The sequence below is a fragment of the Paenibacillus sp. TSA_86.1 genome (assembly GCF_052691815.1).
In genome coordinates, this window is record NZ_JBQZGE010000003.1 from 430,130 (window position 1) to 452,669 (window position 22,540).

General features: G+C 47.7%; 24 protein-coding genes and 1 other annotated feature. Of the genes, 20 read left to right on the forward strand and 4 right to left on the reverse strand.

Annotated features, from left to right (window positions below; all coding sequences use genetic code 11):
* Positions 1-206: 206 nt before the first annotated feature.
* A complete protein-coding gene (locus ACUTVW_RS10860) occupies positions 207-914 on the forward strand; it encodes a metal-dependent hydrolase (RefSeq protein ID WP_445645803.1) in 708 nt (235 codons plus the stop codon).
* 113 nt (positions 915-1,027) lie between these two features.
* Here ACUTVW_RS10860 and ACUTVW_RS10865 read toward each other — a convergent pair whose 3' ends face one another.
* The 3 genes from ACUTVW_RS10865 to ACUTVW_RS10875 form a co-directional block, all read right to left on the reverse strand.
* Positions 1,028-1,150 (reverse strand): hypothetical protein, encoded by a 123-nt coding sequence (locus ACUTVW_RS10865; RefSeq protein WP_445645804.1) that lies wholly within the window; start codon positions 1,148-1,150, stop codon positions 1,028-1,030.
* A gap of 21 nt (positions 1,151-1,171) precedes the next feature.
* Entirely contained in the window at positions 1,172-1,492 is a 321-nt protein-coding gene (locus ACUTVW_RS10870) for a hypothetical protein (RefSeq protein ID WP_445645805.1), read from the reverse strand.
* A 166-nt stretch (positions 1,493-1,658) separates the two neighbouring features.
* Entirely contained in the window at positions 1,659-2,732 is a 1,074-nt protein-coding gene (locus tag ACUTVW_RS10875) for a M42 family metallopeptidase (protein WP_445645806.1), read from the reverse strand.
* A 650-nt stretch (positions 2,733-3,382) separates the two neighbouring features.
* On the opposite strand from ACUTVW_RS10875, the gene spoVAC reads away from it, so the two are divergent.
* The 17 genes from spoVAC (at position 3,383) to leuS (ending at position 20,345) form a co-directional block, all read left to right on the forward strand.
* Positions 3,383-3,835, forward strand: coding sequence for a stage V sporulation protein AC (gene spoVAC, locus ACUTVW_RS10880; RefSeq protein WP_445645880.1), 453 nt, complete (start codon positions 3,383-3,385; stop codon positions 3,833-3,835).
* The gene (spoVAD, locus tag ACUTVW_RS10885) at positions 3,832-4,848 is read left to right on the forward strand and encodes a stage V sporulation protein AD (RefSeq protein ID WP_445645807.1); all 1,017 of its coding nucleotides are present in this window, start codon (positions 3,832-3,834) and stop codon (positions 4,846-4,848) included. Before spoVAC ends, spoVAD begins: the two co-directional genes overlap by 4 nt.
* 5 nt (positions 4,849-4,853) lie before the next feature.
* A complete protein-coding gene (gene spoVAE, locus ACUTVW_RS10890) occupies positions 4,854-5,204 on the forward strand; it encodes a stage V sporulation protein AE (RefSeq protein WP_434750039.1) in 351 nt (116 codons plus the stop codon).
* A 196-nt stretch (positions 5,205-5,400) separates the two neighbouring features.
* Positions 5,401-6,357: an AAA family ATPase gene (locus ACUTVW_RS10895; protein ID WP_445645808.1), complete on the forward strand. Its 957-nt coding sequence runs from the start codon at positions 5,401-5,403 to the stop codon at positions 6,355-6,357.
* 3 nt (positions 6,358-6,360) lie between these two features.
* Positions 6,361-7,608 (forward strand): DUF58 domain-containing protein, encoded by a 1,248-nt coding sequence (locus ACUTVW_RS10900; protein ID WP_445645809.1) that lies wholly within the window; start codon positions 6,361-6,363, stop codon positions 7,606-7,608.
* Positions 7,605-9,818: a transglutaminase TgpA family protein gene (locus ACUTVW_RS10905; protein ID WP_445645810.1), complete on the forward strand. Its 2,214-nt coding sequence runs from the start codon at positions 7,605-7,607 to the stop codon at positions 9,816-9,818. Before ACUTVW_RS10900 ends, ACUTVW_RS10905 begins: the two co-directional genes overlap by 4 nt.
* 108 nt (positions 9,819-9,926) lie before the next feature.
* Positions 9,927-10,454, forward strand: a complete 528-nt coding sequence (locus tag ACUTVW_RS10910; protein WP_445645811.1) for a YqeG family HAD IIIA-type phosphatase — start codon at positions 9,927-9,929, stop codon at positions 10,452-10,454.
* A complete protein-coding gene (yqeH, locus tag ACUTVW_RS10915) occupies positions 10,451-11,578 on the forward strand; it encodes a ribosome biogenesis GTPase YqeH (RefSeq protein WP_445645812.1) in 1,128 nt (375 codons plus the stop codon). Before ACUTVW_RS10910 ends, yqeH begins: the two co-directional genes overlap by 4 nt.
* 50 nt (positions 11,579-11,628) lie before the next feature.
* Positions 11,629-12,504 (forward strand): shikimate dehydrogenase, encoded by an 876-nt coding sequence (gene aroE / locus ACUTVW_RS10920; protein WP_445645813.1) that lies wholly within the window; start codon positions 11,629-11,631, stop codon positions 12,502-12,504.
* A gap of 70 nt (positions 12,505-12,574) precedes the next feature.
* Positions 12,575-12,868: a ribosome assembly RNA-binding protein YhbY gene (gene yhbY, locus ACUTVW_RS10925; protein WP_445645814.1), complete on the forward strand. Its 294-nt coding sequence runs from the start codon at positions 12,575-12,577 to the stop codon at positions 12,866-12,868.
* A gap of 14 nt (positions 12,869-12,882) precedes the next feature.
* On the forward strand, positions 12,883-13,473 hold the full coding sequence (locus ACUTVW_RS10930; RefSeq protein WP_445645815.1) for a nicotinate-nucleotide adenylyltransferase: 591 nt from the start codon (positions 12,883-12,885) through the stop codon (positions 13,471-13,473).
* Positions 13,457-14,023: a bis(5'-nucleosyl)-tetraphosphatase (symmetrical) YqeK gene (gene yqeK / locus ACUTVW_RS10935; protein ID WP_445645816.1), complete on the forward strand. Its 567-nt coding sequence runs from the start codon at positions 13,457-13,459 to the stop codon at positions 14,021-14,023. The genes ACUTVW_RS10930 and yqeK overlap by 17 nt, the downstream gene beginning before the upstream one ends.
* Positions 14,024-14,040: 17 nt before the next feature.
* A complete protein-coding gene (gene rsfS / locus ACUTVW_RS10940) occupies positions 14,041-14,388 on the forward strand; it encodes a ribosome silencing factor (RefSeq protein WP_123062611.1) in 348 nt (115 codons plus the stop codon).
* Entirely contained in the window at positions 14,385-15,290 is a 906-nt protein-coding gene (locus ACUTVW_RS10945; RefSeq protein WP_445645817.1) for a CvfB family protein, read from the forward strand. Before rsfS ends, ACUTVW_RS10945 begins: the two co-directional genes overlap by 4 nt.
* A gap of 206 nt (positions 15,291-15,496) precedes the next feature.
* Positions 15,497-16,267, forward strand: coding sequence for a class I SAM-dependent DNA methyltransferase (locus ACUTVW_RS10950; protein ID WP_445645818.1), 771 nt, complete (start codon positions 15,497-15,499; stop codon positions 16,265-16,267).
* Between the two features lie 225 nt (positions 16,268-16,492).
* Positions 16,493-17,449, forward strand: coding sequence for a phosphotransferase family protein (locus ACUTVW_RS10955; RefSeq protein ID WP_445645819.1), 957 nt, complete (start codon positions 16,493-16,495; stop codon positions 17,447-17,449).
* Between the two features lie 114 nt (positions 17,450-17,563).
* Positions 17,564-17,827: a binding site (T-box leader), on the forward strand.
* A 73-nt stretch (positions 17,828-17,900) separates the two neighbouring features.
* Positions 17,901-20,345, forward strand: a complete 2,445-nt coding sequence (leuS, locus tag ACUTVW_RS10960) for a leucine--tRNA ligase (RefSeq protein WP_445645820.1) — start codon at positions 17,901-17,903, stop codon at positions 20,343-20,345.
* Here the strand turns inward: leuS and comER are convergent.
* A complete protein-coding gene (gene comER, locus ACUTVW_RS10965; protein WP_445645821.1) occupies positions 20,326-21,171 on the reverse strand; it encodes a late competence protein ComER in 846 nt (281 codons plus the stop codon). The two genes, leuS and comER, sit on opposite strands and share 20 nt — an antisense overlap.
* 184 nt (positions 21,172-21,355) lie before the next feature.
* On the opposite strand from comER, the gene ACUTVW_RS10970 reads away from it, so the two are divergent.
* A complete protein-coding gene (locus ACUTVW_RS10970; protein ID WP_445645822.1) occupies positions 21,356-21,907 on the forward strand; it encodes a ComEA family DNA-binding protein in 552 nt (183 codons plus the stop codon).
* Positions 21,908-21,973: 66 nt separating this feature from the next.
* Positions 21,974-22,495 carry a deoxycytidylate deaminase gene (locus ACUTVW_RS10975; RefSeq protein ID WP_445645823.1) on the forward strand — a complete coding sequence of 174 codons (522 nt, stop codon included), beginning with the start codon at positions 21,974-21,976 and terminating at the stop codon, positions 22,493-22,495.
* The last annotated feature ends 45 nt before the right edge of the window (positions 22,496-22,540 follow it).

Below are 22,540 nucleotides of genomic sequence, written 5' to 3' on the forward strand. Positions count from 1 at the left end.
TACATCGACTAACTCAATCATAATGTGATTTATTTCACTAATTACGATAGATCATTCATATTAAAATAAGTGTGATGACCGTCACGAAAATAAAAATATTTTTTAGAAATGAGAAATACGAACTATTGTTCTTATTTTTGGTTCGAGGTATGATCATAGTGGGGTCGGTTACGTTCCCTATTTTCTCGAAAGGACGTTTTTGCATCATGATGGGAAGATCCCACCTGATTATCGGTACAGGCGTTTCACTTTCAGTGTTGCAACTCCTTGGAATGCAGGTTACTGCTCCGGCTGTAACCGTTGCACTAATAGGCTCGTTGTTGCCAGATATTGATGAGCCTAATTCATTGCTGGTATCGAAAGCATTGCCGAGCAGTTTGATTCGACTGTTGCAGACGATTCTTTTGCCTGCGGCTGTGTTTGTGTATTTTTACGTTCCGGCCAAACCGTGGAATCTGCTACTTGCTGTATTCATTGGGCTTGTGTCGTTTCTGCCTTCGCGATCACTGCGTAAAGTATTGATGTTTGCCATTGGACTGGGCTTGGTCTTTTATGGTCATGCTTTTGCTCCGTGGAATCTGATTGCAGGCAGCCTGCTTATGTTGTGCACGACACTTACACACAGGGGATTAACGCATACCTTGTACGGAACAGCTGTTTGGACGGGGTTACTGTACAGTACAACGCAGCAACAAGGCCCAGAAATTTGGGTCGCTGGAGGTTCCGCTTATGCTCTGCATTTGATTGCTGATTCGTTGACCAATCGGGGTATACGGCCTTTGCCGCCGTTAAAGCTGCGCATCCGGGCGAACCTAATGAGTACCGGAACCAAGCATGGGGCGGTTGTGGAAAATGTCTGCGTTATACTAACACTGATTTTGGCCTGGTTTGCTTTCTCACCTTTATTTCTGTAGTGTAAGTAAACTTCCAAGTTACGAATAAACGCCAGTCCTAGCCATGGAACTGGCGTTTATCATCATCTGATTGTTGTGGTATGTTTCTGATTTTATCATTCAAAGGTAAAGCCTCAACCTTGTGAAGGTGAATCTGTCAACGCGTCAATATCAGACGAACCGAATACAAACAAAACAACCAAGATGACTACAATTAACAGCTCAGCAAATCCATTTCCGTCAAAGTCAGACATCATTTAAACCTCATTTCTTTGGCGTTAGGAATTCATTCTTTGCTGGAAAGCACGTATGACGTCGTTAAGTGTCATGTCGCCACCAATCTCATCCAGAAATTGCACCAGTTTGTCTTGGTTGGACGGTGTGACTTTTTGCAGTGTTTTATATTGGCCAACCAGCTCTACAACAAGAGTAGCCTCGCGAAACAAAGTTACCGCATCTACTCTTAATTTCCCGCTAACTAGAAGTGCTGCCACGATTAGCTCAAGATTTCTTCCTTTTATATTGCCACCCAAAAGGGTGTTTGCAGCATTTGTTTTTTTGGAACCTTTATTTGATTTTCCAGTCCTCCTCATTGCCATATAAAGGTCCCCCGCTGGTTGATGTGTTTAATATCTTATGTACTCCACTCCCAACATGTTCGAACAATTAATCTGTTTACATCAATAGAAAAAGAGATACCCCGAAAAAGATTCGATAAGGTATCTCTGTAGTTTTAAGCTCGCATAATTTTGCTATATTCCTGAATCAAGCGTTATTAATAATGGTTTCCATCGTTGTGCGATCGAGACCTTTCACCAGTTTTACGATCAGCTCTTTGGCTGCATCATAATCATCCGTATGAATAATGGAAGAAGAGGTGTGGATATATCGGCCACAGATGCCGATTACCGTGGAAGGTACACCAATACCGCTTAAGTGAACCTGACCCGCATCAGTACCGCCTGGCGAGATAAAATACTGCATTTTAATCTGATTGGAGGAAGCTGTGTCCTGAACATATTCAACGATACCGCGATGCGTGAACATACCAGGGTCAAGTATGCGGAGCAGTGCACCCTGACCAATATGCCCAAAGGACTGTTTGTCACCCGTCATATCGTTGGCAGCACTACAATCAAGGGCGAAGAAAATGTCCGGTTGAATGAGATTAGCTGCTGTACGTGCTCCGCGCAGACCGAGTTCCTCTTGAACCGTTGCACCTGAATAGAGAATATTAGGCAACTTTTCCTTGTGGAGCTCTTCCATCAGTTCAAGGGCTAGTCCAACACCGTAACGGTTATCCCAAGCTTTTGCCATGATTTTCTTGGGATTGGCCATCGGTGTGAATTCACAGATCGGTACGATTTGCATCCCCGGACGGATACCCCACGATTCTGCTTCTGCCCGGTCATCGGCTCCAATATCCAGATACATCGAATTCAGATCTACCGGTTTGTTACGTTGGGATTCGTCCAGAAGGTGAGTAGGTGTAGAGCCGACAACGCCTGTAATCCGGCGCTCGGGTGTAATGATCTGAAGGCGCTGTGATAGTACAGCCTGACTCCACCATCCACCCAGTGGACGAAATTTAACCATACCTGCTTCTGTAATACCTGAGGTCATGAAACCTACTTCATCAAAATGTCCGGCAACCATAACTTTTGGTCCAGATTCTTCTCCGCGCAGTACACCAAAAAGACTCCCCAGACGATCCTGTACAAATTCATCCGTATAGGCGGACATTTGCTCTTTCATCCAGCCGCGCAGCTCGCGTTCAAAACCGGAGGCAGAAGGGAATTCCGTTAACGTACGGAACATGTCCAACGTTTTTTCATTCATTTGTTAACAACTCCTCTGTCGATATGTATATGAGCTCACAGTAGAACGGCTACTGGGCTGATGTCCTTTGTTTCGTGTAAAGGACTTCTTTATTAACCACTGGTCACATTATAGTATGAACGTTGTACATAGGATTGTCTATGTTTATATTACGTTTTTAAGGCATGATTTTGCAGGGTCAGTCGGGATTTTCCGTTCATCCCTCCGCATTTGTCTCAATCCCCAGGCTGCTCCCATGAATATGATTATAGAAGGCAGCCATGTTCCTCCGTCGTCCGACTGCCCTGTTAAACTACGTTTAAGCACAAGGGGAAGGAGTCAGATATTAGATGAAGCCTCCTGAAGAAGGTAATGAGAAGGTGTTGTTCATTGTGCTCTTTATTTTGCTCGTCATCATTCTTCTTTATTTATAAACCCATAAGATGTAAACCAGATTAAGCGGCGTGATCTCCTAAACCATTCTCCATCGGTCCTCTTTGGAAACATATGCTGTTCCTCGCCGGATACATAACCTTCCCGATAATAACAAACAATGTATAGAAGTGCTCCACACACGCCATTCAGCTGTAACTGTAAACATTCACATAAAGGAGGTCCTATGCTTGCCAGAACAATCTGCAACCGGAAAAAAGAAAACCTCATCGCTCTCGATGGATGAAAAGGAATATAAAAAGGTCGCCAAAAAACATGAGCCTTCACGCCCGATTTTAAAGAACTGTATCAAGGCGTTCTTTGTGGGGGGAACCGTCTGTTTGATTGGACAAGCCATTCAGGAAGCTTTCATGGCTGGGTTGGACATGACTTCCAAAGAGGCTTCCAGTCCTACTGTCGCGGTTATGATTCTGATCTCGGTTATTCTGACTTGTCTTGGTATATACGACAAAATCGCGCAGTGGGCGGGAGCTGGCACAGCTGTACCGGTGACCGGGTTCGCGAATTCCATGTGTTCCGCTGCATTGGAGCATCGTGCGGAGGGACTGGTACTCGGTGTTGGAGCAAATATGTTTAAACTTGCCGGCTCCGTCATTGTGTTTGGGGTTGTTGCAGCGTTTATTATCGGGATCGTGTATGCCTTTCTGGGATTCGGAGGTGGTCATCTATGAAACGGCTCGGCCGTCAAACATGGGAGTATGATCATCAGCCGCGAATTATCGGGAGAGCCACCGTTGTAGGGCCCGATGAAGGCGAGGGACCGTTATCCTCTGATTTTGACTACATCTATGACAATCTGGAGATTGGTGAGAAAACGTGGGAAAAAGCAGAGCGGAAATTGCTCGAGCAAGCGTCTCAACTGGCATTGGTGAACGCCAATCTTACCAAGGAAGAATTGCATTATTTTGTCGGCGGCGATCTCATGAACCAGATTATCAGCAGTTCATTCGCTGCTAGACAACTCGGGGTTCCTTATCTCGGTGTGTTTGGAGCCTGCTCTACCTCCATGGAAACGTTAGCGCTGGCTTCCATGATTGTGGATTCCGGTGCCGGGGACTATGTACTCGCTGGAACAGTGAGCCATAACTGCACGGTGGAGAAGCAATTTCGTTATCCGACGGAGTATGGTTCCCAGAAGCCACCTTATGCGCAGTACACCGTTACGGGCTCGGGTTGTAGTGTTGTTTCTCGCACGGGTGAAGGCCCGATTATTACCAAAGCGACCATTGGACGGATCATGGATCTCGGTATCAAAGATCCCTTTAATATGGGAGCAGCGATGGCGCCGGCAGCGGCAGATACGATTATTTCTCATTTCAGAGATACCGGGCTGGAGCCAGGGTATTATGATCTGATTGTTACAGGGGATCTGGCATCTGTCGGCTTGCCAATTACCAAGGAACTTTTGCATAAGGAAGGTATTCCGATGGAGCAGACGGTTTTCAACGATTGTGGACTGATGATCTATGATCGTGAGAAACAGACTCAAGTTGTTGCCGGGGGAAGCGGCTGCGGTTGTTCGGCTACCGTAACTTACGGGCATATTCTGAACCGGATGCAAAAGGGTGACCTGAAGCGAGTGCTTGTTGTCGCAACGGGGGCGCTTCTGTCTCCGCTCTCATATCAGCAGGGTGAAAGTATTCCATGTATCGCTCATGCTGTCGCAATTGAACAGGAGGGTTAAAAGACATGCAATTTCTCTGGGCTTTTATCGTTGGAGGTCTGATCTGTGTGATCGGACAGCTGTTGATGGATGGTGCGAAACTGACACCTGCCCATACGATGAGTACGCTGGTAGTGGCCGGTGCTGTAGCGGATGCATTAGGGCTCTATGACCCTCTCGTAAAGTTCGCAGGTGCAGGTGCGTCGGTGCCCATCACGAGCTTTGGCAATTCATTGGTGCATGGAGCATTGACGGAGCTGGAAAAAGAGGGATGGATCGGTGTAATTACCGGTATTTTCGATCTAACGGCAGCGGGGATATCGTCGGCGATTATCTTTTCTTTTCTCGCAGCACTGGTTGTTCGGCCCAAAGGTTAAAATTTAAAGGATTCAAATGATGATATGATAAGGCTTCGGATGAAATTTGTCCGGGGCCTATTTTGTCGTATTCATGCGTTAAATGCGGTGAACCGGACGACTGGAAACAAATTGTGAGTTCCTTCGAGTGTACTCGTGACCCCGGATCATGTACAATAAAAGGAAATCTGTATGCTTTTTTAGGAGGTTAGACCACATGCCTGTGCGCAAAGAGTCGATCCAAATCATATCTGCAGTTCGTTCGAATCTGGAATCCTGCATTATGGGGAAATCCTTTGAAATTCAACTTTTACTCACAGCTTTGCTTGCAGGCGGACACGTTCTGATTGAAGACGTACCGGGAACGGGCAAAACACAGTTAATCAAAGCACTGTCGAAATCCATGCGCGGGGAATACCGGCGTATTCAATGTAATCCTGATATTCTACCGAGTGATATTACGGGAGTTTCTGTTTTTCATCCCAAGGACGAGCGCTTTTATTTCCGACCGGGTCCGGTCATGACCAATATTTTGCTGGCAGATGAGATTAACCGTGCGACGACGAAAACACAATCGGCTTTGCTGGAAGTTATGGAAGAGCGCAGTGTAACCGTAGACGGTGACACGTATGATCTGCCACATCCTTTCATGCTCTGCGCAACACAGAATCCGATTGATTTTGAGGGCACATATACACTGCCAGAAGCACAGCTTGATCGCTTTATGTTAAAGATCAGTCTGGGTTACCCTGACAAAGATATTGAGAAAACATTGCTGAAGCAACATCAATCGGGTCAGCCTGTAGATCGGCTTGAATCTGTCACTCACATGGATCAAATCTCGGCGATTCAGCAGGAGATCAAAGAGGTGTTTATCGGAGATCCTGTGATGGATTATCTGCTCGATGTGGCTCGTCACACGCGTACTCACCCGTCTGTATTGTTAGGTGCCAGCCCAAGAGCGGCCATTTCTTTCATGATGGCCGTGAAAGCTTTTGCCTTTTTGCAAGAGCGAGACTATGTGCTGCCGGATGATGTGAAAACGATGGCTCCATATGTAATTTCTCATCGTATCGTACTTCGTCCTGAATCCAGACTGGACAGTATGAGCTCGGAGGCTGTTTTGAATTCCGTACTACAGCAGGTTCGTGTACCTGTATCCATGGGGCAATAGTTGATGAGACCGCTTTTGACTACAGTTAATCGAGGCCTGCGCCACCCTCGCGTATGGGGCATCGTAGTGGTGTGGATGTGCTGTCTGGCGTACGTTTTATTTCAGGGAGGAAAAACCTCCCTTATGCTCTTGTCCATGGTCACACTGATCTGCCTGTATCTGGCGATTGCCGGGTTCAGTGGAGTGAAACGGACTCAGGGGGTGCGCACGCTCTCTTCTGGTCAGGATCATGAAGAACTGCTTCATGCCGGAGATCAGGTTCAGGTTAAGCTGAGCTTGACCATTCCCGGATTTCTTCCATTACCTTATGTTGTTGTTCGTGAGATATTGCATCGGCACAATGGAGAATTGTGGTCGTTTAAGGAAAGTCTGATCCCCAGTATGCGGGGATCAGGTGAATTGTCCTTCCAGACACCGCCGCTGGAGCGGGGAAAGTACGTTTTTTCGGAAACGGAATGTGCCAGTGAGGATATTTTCGGGCTGATTGAACATCGGGGAACATTCCAGGCAAGGGGGGAGTTTCGTGTATTGCCTCGCACCGTGTTTATTCCTTATTGGCAGTTGTACGATCGCAAGTCGCGTTTGTCAGGGCCACAGACGGCATTGACACGTTCTCGCAGGGAAACTACCCAGATCAATGGGGTGCGTGACTACGTGTATGGAGATCGACTTTCCCGCATTCACTGGAATGCTACAGCAAAGACAGGCAACTGGAAGTCTAAAGAATTCGAACATGAGTCTGTGCCTAAAACGATTCTGGTTCTGGATGCGCTGGCTGGAAGCTACCCACACGGAGAAGCATTTGAACTGGCCGTTTCCACGACAGCCTCTCTGCTGGATTACGGTAGCAGAGAACGAATGGGCATGGGATTGTTAACCTTAGCTGAAAAAGTATCCTTCATGCCTCCAAGTGAAAGTCTGATCGAACGACAGAAAATGATGCATCATCTCGTGGATATTCAGGATAATGGGCAGGATGCCAGCTTGCTTCCCGGGGTCGAGAAAATAGCACGGCAGTTTCCGCAAGGAGCCTATTTTGTGGTCATCTCTCCACAGAAAGATGAAAAAATACTTGAGCTGCTTCGCTGGGCGGATACACGCGGAATGACTCCATGTCACATCCTGATTGATGCAGCAGAATCCCGCCGAAGCTCCGAATGGAATGCCATGCTGCGCGGCAGGGGAACAAGATCATTCACCGTTGCTCACCTGCAGGAGCTTCCAACGGTCATGGGGGGAGGTTCGGTATGAATACCAAAGGACATGAAAGCTTCGGATTGAAAAGGTCCTGGTATCACGCGGCATCTTTGCTCTGGATATTTCTAATTGCTATGCAATGGATATCATTTACACAGGAATCCTGGTATACCGAGACGACTTCGCTGGTGCTGTGGACACTGGCAGCTGTAAGTATTTTGGAGGTTATTCTTCCCTTCAAAGTGGTGTACCGAACGGTGATCAAGGCCGCCGTTGTATTATATATTTTGCATAAAACATTGATCGATTATATGGTGTACATCCCGTACGGTACGTTAACAGAGCGCGTGGAGCAGTTTATCCTGCACATGCCTCCGTATATCTGGTTTTCTTTATGTACCTGGGTGATGTTGGAGGCTGCGCTTCGTCTAGTGAACACAACCCGTCGCATCCTGGTTTTCCTGGGGGTTAATATCATTTCAATGGGGATCCTGGATTCATTCACACAGATTCCGTTGTGGGTTGAGATTGCTTGGGTAATGTTTGCAGGCATGGGCTGGCTCGTATGTCAGCACTTCCGTAATTATCAGCTGCAATACCCGCAGGGTTGGAAACGAATGATTCGGTATCCTTACAAAATACTGGCGAATATCGCTATCATCTTCTCATTAATCATTGTAGCCAGTGTGAACATGCCGGAAATTCCGCCAACTTTGACGGATCCATACACAGCTTGGCGAAATTACACCGGATCATCTGCGAACCCATCTGGAAATGGCGTGTTGGATGTTCCTGCAGCGACGGAATCGGGATACAGTCGGGAAGACAATCAGCTTGGCGGAGGATTTAACTTTGATTACACGCCTGTGATGTCGATTACGACCAGTGACCGCAGCTACTGGCGCGGTGAGACGCGTTCAGAGTATACAGGGACAGGTTGGGATGAGCCTGGACGTGCGGCCATGGAAAATGTGGCAGCCAGTCAGACGCTGGAGAATGAACAGGCCGGGAAAGTGAATACGAAACAGGTCACGCAAAAAGTAACGATGCTGAATGACACCAAATATCCGATCTTGTTCGGTGCGTATTCCATATCAAAGGTAAGCTCGGTGAACGGTGAAGAGAGAGCGGATCGTATGCTTTGGAATACGGAGCGTGCTGAGTTGCATGTGGTAACGTCGCGTCAGCAGCCACAATATCCTAAAAACTATACGGTTGTATCCGAAGTGCCGATTATCGTGGAGGATGAGCTACGTACCAAATCATCTGAGGCTCTTTATACAAGTAATCCGGCAGAGGACAAGTATTTGCAATTGCCGTCCCGCTTCCCTGAACGGGTAAAGGATCTTGCTGCCGAGATTACAGCTTCTGCAAAAACACCGTATGAAAAAGTGGCATTACTGCAAAACTATTTACAACAAAACTTTAATTACACCAACAATCCGGATTTATCCCGGAAAGTGAGCAACGATTTTGTTGAAGGTTTCTTGTTTGATATTCGTGAAGGATACTGTGATTACTTTTCCACTGCGCTTGTGATGATGGCCCGGTCCGAAGGTATTCCAGCCAGATGGGTTAAAGGGTACGCACCTGGACAAATGTCTCTAAACTCGGACTTACAGACCCCTCGTCAGCCTGGTGCGCCGATTGAAACGACATACACCGTAACGAATGCAGATGCTCATTCGTGGGCAGAAGTGTATTTTGGCGAGTACGGATGGATTCCGGTTGAAGCAACACCTGGATTTGATATGCCGCTGCTCACCGAAGCACCAGAAGTTCAGCCAGCTGATCAGCCGGAAGATCAGCCAGAGGAGGAGCCGGTTCAAGAAGAAAAACAAACACCGGCTCCTGAGCAGACTACAGCAACGATTCCGACCTTTGTGATCTGGATTGCAGCTGCTGTTATTGCACTGTGGGTAGCTTACATGTTCTGGCGCAACCGGCTTTCGCTGCGATTCTTGCTGCTGCGCCTGCGTACAGGCAAACCATTAACACCTGAACAGAAGGTGCTAGCTGAGACAGAGCGCTGGATTCGTTATGCAAGAAGACAAGGCCTGACTCGTAGTGGAGACGAAACGCTGCGCGAGTCTGTAACCCGCTGGAGTAAGCTTAGACCATCAGCTCAAGCGACACTGGAAGAGCTGCTGATGAAGTTTGAACAGACCCGCTACAGTCCAGATGCGGTAACCGCCGATGACTGGAAGGTTGTCTATCAGGCAGCCCTGAAGCTGCGGAAGGAACTGAAAGCGGAACGGGCGTAAATGCTGCCCGTCCCGTTTTTCCTTTTTTTATAGTGATAAAGGGTGTTTGCATTTTCAGGAAAGACGGATTTGTGATATAGTGTGTCGTATGAAACTGAGGTGACTTCTTTGTTTAAAATGTTACTACCCAAGCTGCGTGTAGACACAGTTTTTGATATTAATCTGGAAGAACTGTACGCTCAAGGGTATCGTGGAATCATAACTGATCTGGATAATACACTTGTTGGAGCTAAAGCACCTGATGCCACTCCCGAATTGATTGAATGGTTCGCGCGGGTAAAACAGGTGGGATTCAAGCTGATGATTGTGTCCAATAACAATCGGAATCGAGTGTCCCTGTTTGCGACTCCGCTGGATATCCAGTTTGTGCATAGTGCACGCAAACCATCGAATGTACCGTTTCGTAGAGCAATGAAAATGATGGAGCTTGCTCCCGAGAAAACGATTGTTGTGGGGGATCAAATGCTTACCGATGTTTATGGAGGTAACAGACTAGGATTATATACCGTTCTGGTGCTGCCGATCTCTGTCGGAGATGAGGGCTTTATGACCCGCTTTAATCGGAGAGTAGAACGGATTGCCCTGTCGAATTTGCGTAAGAAAGGCTTATGGCTTGAGGAGGAAAAGAAGAAATGACAGAACCGCATAACGGCAATATTGCCGTAAGATGCAGTGGATGTGGCGTGAATCTGCAAACGGAAAATCCGGATTTGCCGGGATTTATTCCTGAGAAAGCACTTGATCGTGAACCGGTCATCTGCCAGCGCTGTTTCCGTATCAAAAATTATAATGAGTCATCATCTGTCACGGTAGATCAGGACGAGTTCCTGGCTCTGCTCAGCAAAATCGGGGATAAGGATGCACTCGTCATTCATATCGTTGATTTGTTTGATTTTGATGGCAGTATCATCTCTGGTTTGCAACGTTTTGTTGGAAATAATCCGGTATTGCTTGCCGTGAACAAAACGGACCTGCTTCCTAAAGTAACCAACTGGAACAAGGTTCGGAACTGGGTACAGAAACAAGCAAAAGAACAAGGATTGCGAACGGTAGATGTTGTCCTGTGCAGTGCCAAGCAGAATCAAGGGTTCGACCGTCTGCTTGAGCTGGTGGGCACGTACCGTGAAGATCGGGATGTTTATGTGGTCGGCGGAACCAATGTAGGTAAATCAACACTGATTAACCGCTTGATTCGAGATTACAGTGATCTGGAGCAGGAACTGACAACGTCACGTTACCCGGGAACAACACTGGATATGGTGAACATTCCGCTGGATGATGGAAAATATATTATCGATACGCCGGGAATTGTGTATCCGTGGCGGTTCAGTGAGATTGTATCACGTAAGGATCTGGCTGCGATCATGCCGGAGAAACCGCTTAAACCTGCGGTATATCAATTGAATTCCGGTCAGACTCTGTTCTTCGGTGGTATGGCTCGGTTTGATTTTATCGAAGGTGATCGTCAATCGTTCACTTGCTTTATCAGTACTGCCCTGGACATTCATCGGACAAAACTGGAACGAGCAGATGACCTATACCGTGATCACCTGGGTGAGTTGCTGTCTCCGCCAACGCGTGAGCACGCGGCCGAGATGCCGGAATGGACGAGACATGAATTCCGGATCAAACGTGGTAGTCAGTCGGATGTATTCATCTCTGGTCTGGGCTGGATCAAGGTTAACGGAGATAACGGTGCCCTGGTGGCTGTCCATGTTCCAAAAGGGATTCGGGTGCAGATTCGTCCTTCCCTGATCTAGTTTGGATGCCAGAACGAATTCCAACAACGGATCAGATCGGAGGCGAGTCGATGTCGGCAGAAAACAAGTTCAATTCTTCACTTCCTGTATTGCTGGGTGTAATGGGTGATCCCATTGCTCACTCCAAGTCTCCGGCCATGCATAATGCTGCTTTGCAGGCAGCGGGTGTGAACGGCATGTATATGCCGCTTCATGTACAACCTAATCAGCTCGAAGCTGCTGTTCGTGGAATCGTTGCACTAGGCTATCGTGGTGTTAATGTTACGATCCCGCATAAGGAGCAAGTGATGCAATATCTCGATGTAATCGATGAAAGTGCTCGTTTGATCGGGGCAGTCAATACCATCGTGAACGAACATGGTACGCTGACAGGCTACAATACGGATGGGACTGGATATGTGCGTTCTCTGAAGGAGGAAGCTGTTCCGCAGATCCAAGGAAAACGAATTGCTGTTCTGGGAGCAGGTGGCGCCGCAAGAGGTGTCATTTATGCACTTGCACTCGAAAAACCCGAGCAAATCAGCATTTTGAATCGTACAGCCGATAGAGCAATCACTCTGGCTGCGGATCTGCGAAATCATGATCTGGGAGAGATCTCCGGTAATGGAATGGAAGATGCTCAAAGGATACTTGCCTCAGCAGATATCGTTATTAACACAACTGCAGCAGGCATGCATCCACACATGGATGACGTACCTGTCAATCCTGCATGGATTCGTGAAGGGGCAGCCGTTAGTGATCTGATCTACAATCCGCTGGAGACACGTTTGCTGCGTGAGTCTCGTTTACGTGGATGTATCGTGCATGGCGGATTAGGCATGTTTGTTTATCAAGGAGCTGTCGCATTCGAACACTGGCTTGGCATTCCGGCTCCGGTAGATACGATGAGACATGCGGTACTGGAAAGTTTTAAAAATAATAATTGAACGGTCAGATCCCTGAATCAGCTTCGCGCTGGATATGGGGTCTGCTCAATATAAGGAGTATGGAGTATTCATGTTAACTGGTAAACAAAAGCGTTTCTTGCGTTCAGAGGCTCATCATCTGACCCCTGTTTTTCAAATTGGTAAAGGCGGCACGAATGAACACTTGTTCCGTCACATTGAAGAGGCGATTGAGAAGCGCGAACTGATGAAAGTACAGGTGCTGAACAACAACCTAGATGATAAAAATGAGATTGCAGCAGAGATTGTCCGTGAAACAGGCAGCGAACTTGTACAAGTGATCGGCAGTACAATTATCCTGTACAAAGAATCACGGGATAATAAACAAATCGAACTTCCAAGATAAGGAGAGTGGCGCGGGTGAAGATCGGCATCATGGGCGGTACGTTTGATCCGATCCACATGGGGCATCTGCTGGCAGCCGAAGCGGCGAGGGATTCGCATGCACTGGATGAAATCTGGTTCATGCCTTCCCATGTCCCGCCTCACAAACCCGGAGCAGGTGCAACAGGGCAGCAGCGCCTCGAGATGACGGAAGCGGCTGTCAAAGATGTTCCTCAATATGAGGTTCTGGGCATTGAAATGGAACTTGGTGGCGTATCCTATACCATCGACACGATGCGTGAATTGTGGCGCCGTCATCCTGAACATGAATTTTATTTCATCATTGGGGCGGATATGGTGAACTATCTTCCCAAATGGGAAGAGATTGAAGAACTGGCGTCCAAATTGACCTTTATCGGTGTTGGACGCCCGGGCTTTCAACTACATCTGGATGATCTGCCGGATGCATTACAGAATCGGGTGCTGCTGGCTGAAATGCCGCTTGTCGATATTTCTTCCACGGCCATTCGCAGACGTCTTGCGAAAGGGCATTCGGTTCGGTTTATGATTCCTGATGCAGTTCATCAATACATTGTAGGGAGCGGTTTATATGGAACTAAGCCGTGAGGAGTTAATACAGTCTGTGTCTGCACAGATGCCCGCCAAACGCTGGAAGCACACGCAAGGTGTTATGGAATGTGCAGTTGCTTTGGCAGAAAAGTACGGTGCTGATCCGGAAAAAGCGGATATTGCGGCGATTTTACATGACGTGGCTAAATATTGGCCCATCGCGGAGATGGAAGCGGTCATTCGTGATAACGGATTAAATGTGGAACTTTTACAGCATGACAAGCAGCTTTGGCATTCGGAAGTGGGTGCTTTTGTAGCTGAACGTGATTACGGTGTGTTGGATTCTGAAATTATTCATGCAATTCGGTGGCATACTTCAGGTAGAGTGGGCATGAGTCTGCTGGACAAAGTCGTATGCCTTGCCGATTATATTGAGCCTGGGCGTGATTTCCCGGGGGTGGAGAATATTCGTGAGCAAGCTCAGCGCAGTCTGGAGGAAGGCTTAATTGCGGGTTTTGATTCGACCATCAGCCTGTTGCTCTCCCAGCGCCGTGTGATCTATCCGCTCACGGTACTCTCACGTAATGATTTAATTGAACAATTATAGATTATGGAGGTTGGTTCATGACAGTATCATCGAAAGAACTTATGAACATGGTAGTTGCTGCCGCTGACGATAAAAAAGCATCAAACATCGTAGCTCTTGACTTGAACAACATTTCGCTTGTTGCAGATTATTTTGTGATCTGCCACGGGAATTCAGATACACAGGTGCAAGCCATTGCTACCGAGATTCGCAAACAGGCGCATACAGCCGGTGTAACCATCAAAGGTATTGAAGGTATGGACTCTGCACGCTGGGTGCTGATGGATCTTGGCGATGTCGTGGTTCACGTATTCCACCGTGATGAGCGCGAGTATTACAATATCGAGCGTCTCTGGTCTGACGCCAAAGTGGTGGAAACGGTATGAGTTTGATCGCAGGAACAGTCGTCTCACTGCCGGTTTCACGTGAAGTGTCTCCATTTGGCTTTTTTTTGACGACAGGATCGGAAGATGTATTGCTTCACTATACCGAGCTAACTCGGGATATCAAGATTGGTGAAACGCTGGAGGTTTTTGTATTCTTTGATACAGAAGACCGTCTGGCTGTCACGATGAAAAAGCCTTACCTCACGCTGGGTGAGATGGCTAAACTGGTCGTAGCTGATGTGCATCCGCGACTCGGCTGCTTCCTGGAGATGGGACTCGGACGTCAGTTATTGCTTCCGATTCGTGAATTACCTGAACTCGAAGAGTTGCGTCCTCAAGTTGGGGACGAGGTGTTCGTGATGATGGAGCACGACAAACAGGGACGACTACGTGCCAAATTAGCCGGTGAACGCGAACTTGCACCGCTTGCCTTCCACGCGCCAACCACTTGGTTGAATGAGTGGGTAGAAGCGCTGGTGTACAAGCCACTTCAGATGGGTACATTTGTACTTGTTGATGGTGGTGTACTCGGCTTCGGGGCAATCGGGATGATCCATTCCTCCGAGCGCAGTCATATGCTGCGTTTGGGTGAAAAGGTGAAATGCCGGGTTACGCTGGTGCGGGAAGATGGTCGTGTGAATCTGGCCATGACACAGCGCAAAGAAGTTGGGCGTAATGAAGACGCAGACAAGCTGCTTGCTTTTATGAAAGAGCGCCCGATGGGTGGTATGCCGTATTCGGATGCAACACCGCCGGATATTATCAAGCAACGTTTTGGCATCAGCAAATCGGCGTTTAAGCGTGCCTTGGGCAAGCTGATGAAAGATGGACTGGTGGTACAAAAGGAAAACTGGACGTATCTGTCCGAATCCGCTCCTAAACAGGAGCAGGAAGAGAAGTAAACCTGCGATAACGGGGTTCATCTTTTATTTAAAGTTAAATACATTCATTCTGTACGAAGTATAGTATGTCTCTTGAAGCGAAGCGGATGCGTGGTGCACCGATTTAAGTAAAGCAGGGCCAGACTGGGTAAACACCGGATGCCCTGCTTTTTCTTTGATTTTGATTCAATCCGATGGAAAAATGATATTGAAAGTGCGGTGCCGACATGTCTTACCGGAAATTTGCCTACGTTTACGATGAATTAATGGAAGATATGCCTTATCCGGACTGGATAAGGTTTGCAAGAACAGCCTGGGAACAGCATGGCATGCCCAAAAGTGTGGTCGAGCTTGGTTGTGGAACAGGTTCGATCACGATTCCGCTGGTGAACTCCGGCTTTGAAGTGACGGGGATTGATCTCTCCTCCGATATGCTGTCTGTTGCCCGTAGCAAAATGGAAGCCACATCCCAGGGACATCGTTTGTACCGGGAAGGCAGTGTGCGCTGGGTGCAACAGGATATGCGGGAATGGAGAGTGCCGGAACCGGTAGACTCGGTCATTTCGTTCTGCGATTGTGTGAATTATTTGCTGGAGTCAGAAGATGTAATTCGTACATTCGAACGCACGTATGAGATGCTGAAGCCGGGAGGTACGTTTCTGTTTGATGTGCATCATCCGAATACACTGATTCGTTATGATGAGGAGCAGCCTTTTGTGTTGGATGAGCGCTCTGTCTCATATATCTGGACATGTGATTTTGATCAGGAACGGTGTGAAATTGAACATCATTTGAGCATTTTCTCGCGAATAGACGGTGGCAGTAAGGATACCTATCAGCGGTTTGAGGAGGTTCATATGCAGCGTGCTTATGATCCGGACTGGATGAAGCTGGGGTTAAGCAAAGCGGGCTTCCGGGACGTGAAGGTGTATGCCGACTTTGAGTGGGAAGAGGCTGGAGAGAGCGCACAGCGGTTGTTCTACGTAGCCGTAAAATAAAGGTTTAACGAAAATTATAATGTGTAATGCTTAATAATTTAGATTAATTTAGATCAGGAACTGTCCTTCAGCAGCATGGTAACATGTTGCCAGGGGCAGTTTTTTTCAACAGATATGATCAAAGGTATTGCCGCATGAAGTAAAGAAAGACATAATGAATTAAATGCAGAAAGCGTTTTCTAAAAAGGGTATTGAACCTAATCTAGTAACGGAGGGATTACCAAGATGGAAAGTACATATAAAACAAGGCTGTGTAAAGAGCAGCTCGATCAGATTATCAGGCAACATCTCGCTGCAACCATTCAAGATTATGAGGAAATGATTGAAGGCTGGGCAAACCAAGCGTATAAAATCATGCTTGATGACGGACGAAAAGTCGTCCTTAAAATTGCGCCCTCGGCTGCGACCAATCTGATGCGCTGTGAACAGGATCTGATGATGGCAGAAGTGGAAGCGCTCCGACTTGTTGCCGAGCTACAGGATGTTCCTGTACCTCAGGTGCTCGTGTATGATGCTTCGCTACAATACGCACCGGCGCAGTATTTTATTATGGAATACATGTCAGGAGTGCCATATAACCAGGCCAAAACTCAGTTTACTGCCGAAGAGCAGGAAGGGGTTGAGCAGCAGCTAGGCCGATACAATAAGCGAATCAATGAGATTAAGGGTGAGCAGTTTGGTTATTTTTCAGGAAAGGACAGACAACGAGCGACGTGGAGAGAAGCTTTCTTGATGTTGATGGACGATATGCTTGCTGATGGTGAGGAAGCTGAAGTTGACATCGGGATGGATTACAGCGAGCTGAGGGGTCTGATTGAGGAGAAATCGGATGCACTGGATGAGGTGACCGAATCCGTTCTGATCAGCTGGGATTTGTGGGATGGCAATGTGCTTGTGCAGGATACGCAGATTACGGGAATTATTGATTTTGAACGCTCGTTATGGGGAGATCCGCTCATGGAGCATTATTTCAGTCACTTTAACTACACTCCGGGATTTCTGAAAGGGTATGGACGGGCGATTACGACAGAGAATGAGAGGCAACGGAGAAGTCTGTACGATTTGTATTTTGACCTTGCACTGCGGATTGAATGTGACTACCGTAAGTATGATAATCAGGAGCATATTCAATCGACGATTCATAATTTGGAGGAAGGTATCATACGTTTTCGGAAAATCTGAACAGCACCCAGGTGCGTTGATGTGTGGAGAAACTTGTCATTTGAAAAGGATGAATGTGACGCGTCATATTGACTTTGGGCTTGCATTTTTATATAATGTTCCCCATATTGTATACATATTTCGATGATGAGGATCAGTAGTGATTTCTGTACATGACAGAGAGTCGGCGGGTGGTGCGAGCCGATTGACAGTATTTTGCGAACTCGCCTTGGAGAAATGCGGTGATTACATGGTTCTATGCCTTATGTGCATGTGTAGAACGAGAATGGAAATCCGCATCGGTTAACCGCCGTTACAGGTCTAAAGGGAGTGGATGACGAAGCACGTTCATCCGCTAACTAGGGTGGTACCACGGGAATTCAACCTCTCGTCCCTAGCGCTGCAAACGCTACGGGATGCTGAGGTTTTTTTGTTGCTATAAAAGCGCTTATAACCTGAAGGAGGAATATAGATGAGTGAGAATCACCAGCCGAAGCACGGCTATCAGCCGCAAGTGATGGAGAAAAACTGGCAGCAATTTTGGGATGAGAATAAAACGTTTAAAACAGGTGAGGATCCTTCCAAACCGAAGTTTTACGCATTGGATATGTTCCCGTATCCATCCGGTTCAGGACTGCACGTAGGTCACCCGGAAGGATATACAGCAACGGACATCGTATCTCGTTACAAACGTATGCGCGGATACAATGTACTGCATCCGATGGGTTGGGACGCTTTCGGTCTGCCTGCGGAACAGCATGCACTGGATACGGGCGAGCACCCGCGTCATATTACATTCCGTAACATAGACAACTTCCGTCGTCAGATCAAGTCTCTTGGATTTTCGTATGACTGGGATCGTGAGATCAGTACGACAGACCCTGAGTATTACAAATGGACGCAGTGGATTTTTATCCAGCTGTACAATAAAGGTCTGGCCTATGTTGATGAAGTACCAGTGAACTGGTGTGAAGCTTTGGGTACGGTACTGGCGAACGAAGAGGTTATTGATGGCAAAAGTGAGCGTGGTAACCACCCGGTTGTTCGTAAACCGATGCGCCAATGGGTACTGAAAATTACGGAATATGCAGAACGTCTGCTGGAAGATCTGGAAGAGCTGGACTGGTCGGAAAGCATCAAAGACATGCAACGCAACTGGATTGGCAAATCAACCGGTGCTGAAGTGGTCTTTGCTATTGAAGGCCGTGAAGAAGTGATTAAAGTATTCACCACCCGTGCCGATACATTGTTCGGTGCAAGCTTTGCCGTTCTGGCTCCAGAGCATGAACTGGTGGATGCAATTACGTCCGACGCACAACGCGGGGAAGTCAAGGCTTACCAGGAGCAGGCTTCGCGGAAGAGTGATCTGGAACGTACCGATTTGGCGAAAGACAAAACAGGTGTGTTCACAGGCGCATATGCAATTAATCCGGTCAATGGAGCGAAGCTGCCGATCTGGATTGCAGACTATGTACTGGCTGGTTACGGTACAGGAGCGGTTATGGCTGTTCCGGGTCACGATGCACGAGACTGGGAATTCGCGAAGCAGTTTGACCTGAATATCATCGAAGTTATTGAAGGCGGAGATGTGACAAAAGAGGCTTATACAGGCGACGGCGCACATGTGAACTCCGAATTCCTGAACGGATTGAATAATGAAGAGGCTGCTGCGAAGATGATCGCTTGGCTCGAAGAGAACGGCAAAGGACAAGGGAAAACAACTTATCGTCTGCGCGACTGGCTGTTCAGCCGTCAACGTTATTGGGGAGAGCCGATTCCGATTCTGCATCTGGAAGACGGAACGATGAAGACTGTGCCAGAGGATCAATTGCCGTTGCTGCTGCCTGACATCGACCAGATCAAACCTTCAGGTACAGGTGAATCACCACTGGCTAACGTTACTGACTGGGTGAATACGGTTGATCCAGAGACGGGCATGAAGGCTCGCCGCGAAACGAACACCATGCCACAATGGGCGGGAAGCTGCTGGTATTACCTGCGGTTTATCGATCCGCACAATGACAAGGAACTGATCTCACAGGAGAAACAGCAGCAATGGCTGCCAGTTGACCTGTACATCGGTGGAGCAGAACACGCCGTGCTTCACTTGCTGTATGCTCGTTTCTGGCACAAAGTGCTGTACGATCTGGGTGTTGTACACACGAAGGAGCCGTTCCACAAGCTGGTTAACCAAGGTATGATCTTGGGAACCAACAATGAAAAAATGAGTAAATCTCGCGGTAATGTCATCAATCCGGATGAGATCGTTAATGAATTCGGTGCGGATACACTGCGTCTCTATGAAATGTTTATGGGGCCATTGGAAGCAACTAAACCTTGGAACGCTAACGGGGTAGAGGGGATGCATCGTTTCCTGTCACGTGTATGGCGTCTGTTCATTAACGAAGATACAGGTATGATTAATGAGAAGATTACGGCTGACGGTGGAACCGATGAATTCAAACGCACAGCGCACAAAACGATCAAAAAAGTAACGGAAGATCTGGAGCATCTGCGCTTTAATACAGCAATCAGCCAATTGATGATCTTCATCAACGACGCGTACAAAGCAGATACATTGCCTCGTGAAGCGATGGAGAACTTTGTTCAGTTGCTGTCACCTCTCGCGCCACATATGGCAGAAGAGCTGTGGAGTCGTCTTGGATATGAGGGTGGAATTTCTTACGTGGCTTGGCCTGAATACGATGAGACCATGACGGTAGATGCTGAAGTTGAAATCGTGGTTCAAGTGAATGGCAAAATTGTAACTCGTGCGACTATCGCGAAGGATCTGGATGCACAGGGAATGCAGGATTATACGATGGAACTGGCACCTGTAAAACAGGCGCTGGAAGGCAAGACTATTCGCAAAGTCATTGCCGTTCCAGGCAAACTGGTTAATATTGTCGCCGGTTAATTTCACTGGCACGGAACACCTCATCCAGCTTGACTAAATCTTCATCATATTTTTCATGTGTTGTGTGGATCAGGCTGTCAAATACGCCATTCAAGTTATTTCTCAGCAGAGCAAGTGCCTGTGCGGTTATTCCGCCAGGTACAGCGACACGCGCTTGAAGCTCTTGCGGAGTATAACCTCCCTCGGTGAGCAGCTTGCCTGTACCTAGAAGCATCTCACCGGCAAGGGCACAAGCGTCTGCGCGTTGGATATCTGTCAGTCGAACAGCGCTTTCGATCCATTGCTCCAAAAAGAAGGATATGAACGCAGGTCCACAGCTGGAGAAGTCGGATGTGATCCGGGTACAGGCTTCGTTCACCTGATAGGGTTTGCCGATATGGCTCATCAGGCCTTCCAGCACATTGCGGTCTTCGGCAGTCATTCGTTCGCCATGGATGAACAGTGTTGCTCCGCTACCGACCTGATGTGTGACGCTGGGGATAACCTTGGAGACTTTGCAAGGAAGTGAAGATTCCAGATGGCGCAGCTGCACGGGGCTGGTGATCGAGACGATTATTTGATTGGAATTCACAACAGGCAAGATGTCATCAATGACATGTCTGAATTCCAGCGGCTTCACGCACAGGAAGATGATGTTGCTGCGAATCACGGTTTCCCGGTTGCTCTGCGATTCATGAAGCCCAGGGTAACGGAGGGAAAGCTGGCGTACTTTGGAAGGGGTTCGATTGCTTGCTGCAATCTGACGAGGTTCGAGTGCACCGGATTGAATCAGGGCATAGATCAACAGGCTGCCCATGCTGCCGGTTCCGATAAATCCAACCTTCATTGGTTCAGGCCTCCTTTCATGCTTTACGGTAATGGCGCAGTATCTTCCCTTAATTGTATGCATGAGAGTCTGGTTCACATGACATGAAAATATGTAACTTGTATAAGTAATAGTATGAAACGGTTCGGAAGCACCGCCCGTGTTCGAAATGATTTCTATTTTGAATATGAGGGGGATGTGGAAGATGAGATGGAATAAGGGGATGTCCATTGCTGCAGCAGTGGTTGGAAGTATACTGATATTATGGTCGGGCAAAAGTGAACAGCCACCTAGTGGCTGGGAACCGATGCTGCTCGGCGCCAATCAGCCGACAAGTAAGCAGAACTCTTCTGCGGTACAGTCGGCTGATTCGGTTGTCGAGAAGGTAACTGCTCCGCCTGAAGGTAAGGGGAGTGACCAGCAGTCTGGTGCTACAGCTAAGGCGGGGGACTCGAAGGATAAGGAGTCCCAGGTTAATGTTAATACGTCAGGTGATCCATTGCCTGAGCCAAAAGTTCAGACCGTTGAGAATCGTTCACCTGTATCTGAAACGACTGACAATGGCAAGATTGATGTGAACACGGCATCTGTCTCCAAACTTACGGAACTTCCAGGCATTGGGCAAAAAAAAGCTCAAGCCATTGTGGATTATCGCAATGCCCGTGGCCCTTTTGCCAAAGTCAGTGATCTTACGAAGGTGAAAGGCATAGGCATGAAGATGCTGGAGAAGATGGCTCCATATGTACAAATTCGCTAGGTTGTTTTCAAACACGCCCTAGTACAGCATGATAGAAATGGCTTCAAAGCGGGAGGAGAAGACTGTATGGGTACAGTAGAGCTTCGCAAGGATTGGGACACTTATTTTATGGACATCGCTTATATGGTTTCCACACGTTCCCGTTGTCCGCGCCGGCATGTAGGGGCTGTGCTGGTTCAAGGGAAAAAGTTGCTAGGTACTGCTTACAATGGTGCACCAATGGGGGTAGCGGATTGTTCCGAGGCTGGCTGCATGATATCGGAAGAATACGAGCTTGTGGTCACGGACGGCCAGGAGGAAATGGTTAAAAAACAGCGCTGCATTCGTACTATTCATGCGGAGCAGAATTTGCTTTTATTCACAGATCGTATTGACCGTGAAGGCTCCACGGTATATGTAACCGATGAGCCTTGCTGGACATGTGCGAACATGCTGGCCAATAGCGGCGTGACTGAGATTGTATTTCATCGTTCGTATCCCAAAGATACCAGCAAAGTAACGAATATGATGCAGCAAAAAGGCGTAACATTCCGTGGACTCGACAATTACCAGCCTCCACGGGAAACGATGATGACCGTAAGCAACTAACTAAGTTTCATAATTATGGGGAAGAACCTCCGGCAAGCCTGAATA

Excerpts from the sequence above, each read along its gene's own strand:
- ACUTVW_RS10860 (WP_445645803.1), top strand. The coding sequence starts at position 207 with ATGATGGGAAGATCCCACCTGATTATCGGTACAGGCGTTTCACTTTCA.
- ACUTVW_RS10865 (WP_445645804.1), bottom strand. The coding sequence starts at position 1,150 with ATGATGTCTGACTTTGACGGAAATGGATTTGCTGAGCTGTTAATTGTA.
- ACUTVW_RS10870 (WP_445645805.1), bottom strand. The coding sequence starts at position 1,492 with ATGGCAATGAGGAGGACTGGAAAATCAAATAAAGGTTCCAAAAAAACA.
- ACUTVW_RS10875 (WP_445645806.1), bottom strand. The coding sequence starts at position 2,732 with ATGAATGAAAAAACGTTGGACATGTTCCGTACGTTAACGGAATTCCCT.
- spoVAC (WP_445645880.1), top strand. The coding sequence starts at position 3,383 with ATGGATGAAAAGGAATATAAAAAGGTCGCCAAAAAACATGAGCCTTCA.
- spoVAD (WP_445645807.1), top strand. The coding sequence starts at position 3,832 with ATGAAACGGCTCGGCCGTCAAACATGGGAGTATGATCATCAGCCGCGA.
- spoVAE (WP_434750039.1), top strand. The coding sequence starts at position 4,854 with ATGCAATTTCTCTGGGCTTTTATCGTTGGAGGTCTGATCTGTGTGATC.
- ACUTVW_RS10895 (WP_445645808.1), top strand. The coding sequence starts at position 5,401 with ATGCCTGTGCGCAAAGAGTCGATCCAAATCATATCTGCAGTTCGTTCG.
- ACUTVW_RS10900 (WP_445645809.1), top strand. The coding sequence starts at position 6,361 with ATGAGACCGCTTTTGACTACAGTTAATCGAGGCCTGCGCCACCCTCGC.
- ACUTVW_RS10905 (WP_445645810.1), top strand. The coding sequence starts at position 7,605 with ATGAATACCAAAGGACATGAAAGCTTCGGATTGAAAAGGTCCTGGTAT.
- yqeH (WP_445645812.1), top strand. The coding sequence starts at position 10,451 with ATGACAGAACCGCATAACGGCAATATTGCCGTAAGATGCAGTGGATGT.
- aroE (WP_445645813.1), top strand. The coding sequence starts at position 11,629 with ATGTCGGCAGAAAACAAGTTCAATTCTTCACTTCCTGTATTGCTGGGT.
- yhbY (WP_445645814.1), top strand. The coding sequence starts at position 12,575 with ATGTTAACTGGTAAACAAAAGCGTTTCTTGCGTTCAGAGGCTCATCAT.
- yqeK (WP_445645816.1), top strand. The coding sequence starts at position 13,457 with ATGGAACTAAGCCGTGAGGAGTTAATACAGTCTGTGTCTGCACAGATG.
- rsfS (WP_123062611.1), top strand. The coding sequence starts at position 14,041 with ATGACAGTATCATCGAAAGAACTTATGAACATGGTAGTTGCTGCCGCT.
- ACUTVW_RS10945 (WP_445645817.1), top strand. The coding sequence starts at position 14,385 with ATGAGTTTGATCGCAGGAACAGTCGTCTCACTGCCGGTTTCACGTGAA.
- ACUTVW_RS10950 (WP_445645818.1), top strand. The coding sequence starts at position 15,497 with ATGTCTTACCGGAAATTTGCCTACGTTTACGATGAATTAATGGAAGAT.
- ACUTVW_RS10955 (WP_445645819.1), top strand. The coding sequence starts at position 16,493 with ATGGAAAGTACATATAAAACAAGGCTGTGTAAAGAGCAGCTCGATCAG.
- leuS (WP_445645820.1), top strand. The coding sequence starts at position 17,901 with ATGAGTGAGAATCACCAGCCGAAGCACGGCTATCAGCCGCAAGTGATG.
- comER (WP_445645821.1), bottom strand. The coding sequence starts at position 21,171 with ATGAAGGTTGGATTTATCGGAACCGGCAGCATGGGCAGCCTGTTGATC.
- ACUTVW_RS10970 (WP_445645822.1), top strand. The coding sequence starts at position 21,356 with ATGAGATGGAATAAGGGGATGTCCATTGCTGCAGCAGTGGTTGGAAGT.
- ACUTVW_RS10975 (WP_445645823.1), top strand. The coding sequence starts at position 21,974 with ATGGGTACAGTAGAGCTTCGCAAGGATTGGGACACTTATTTTATGGAC.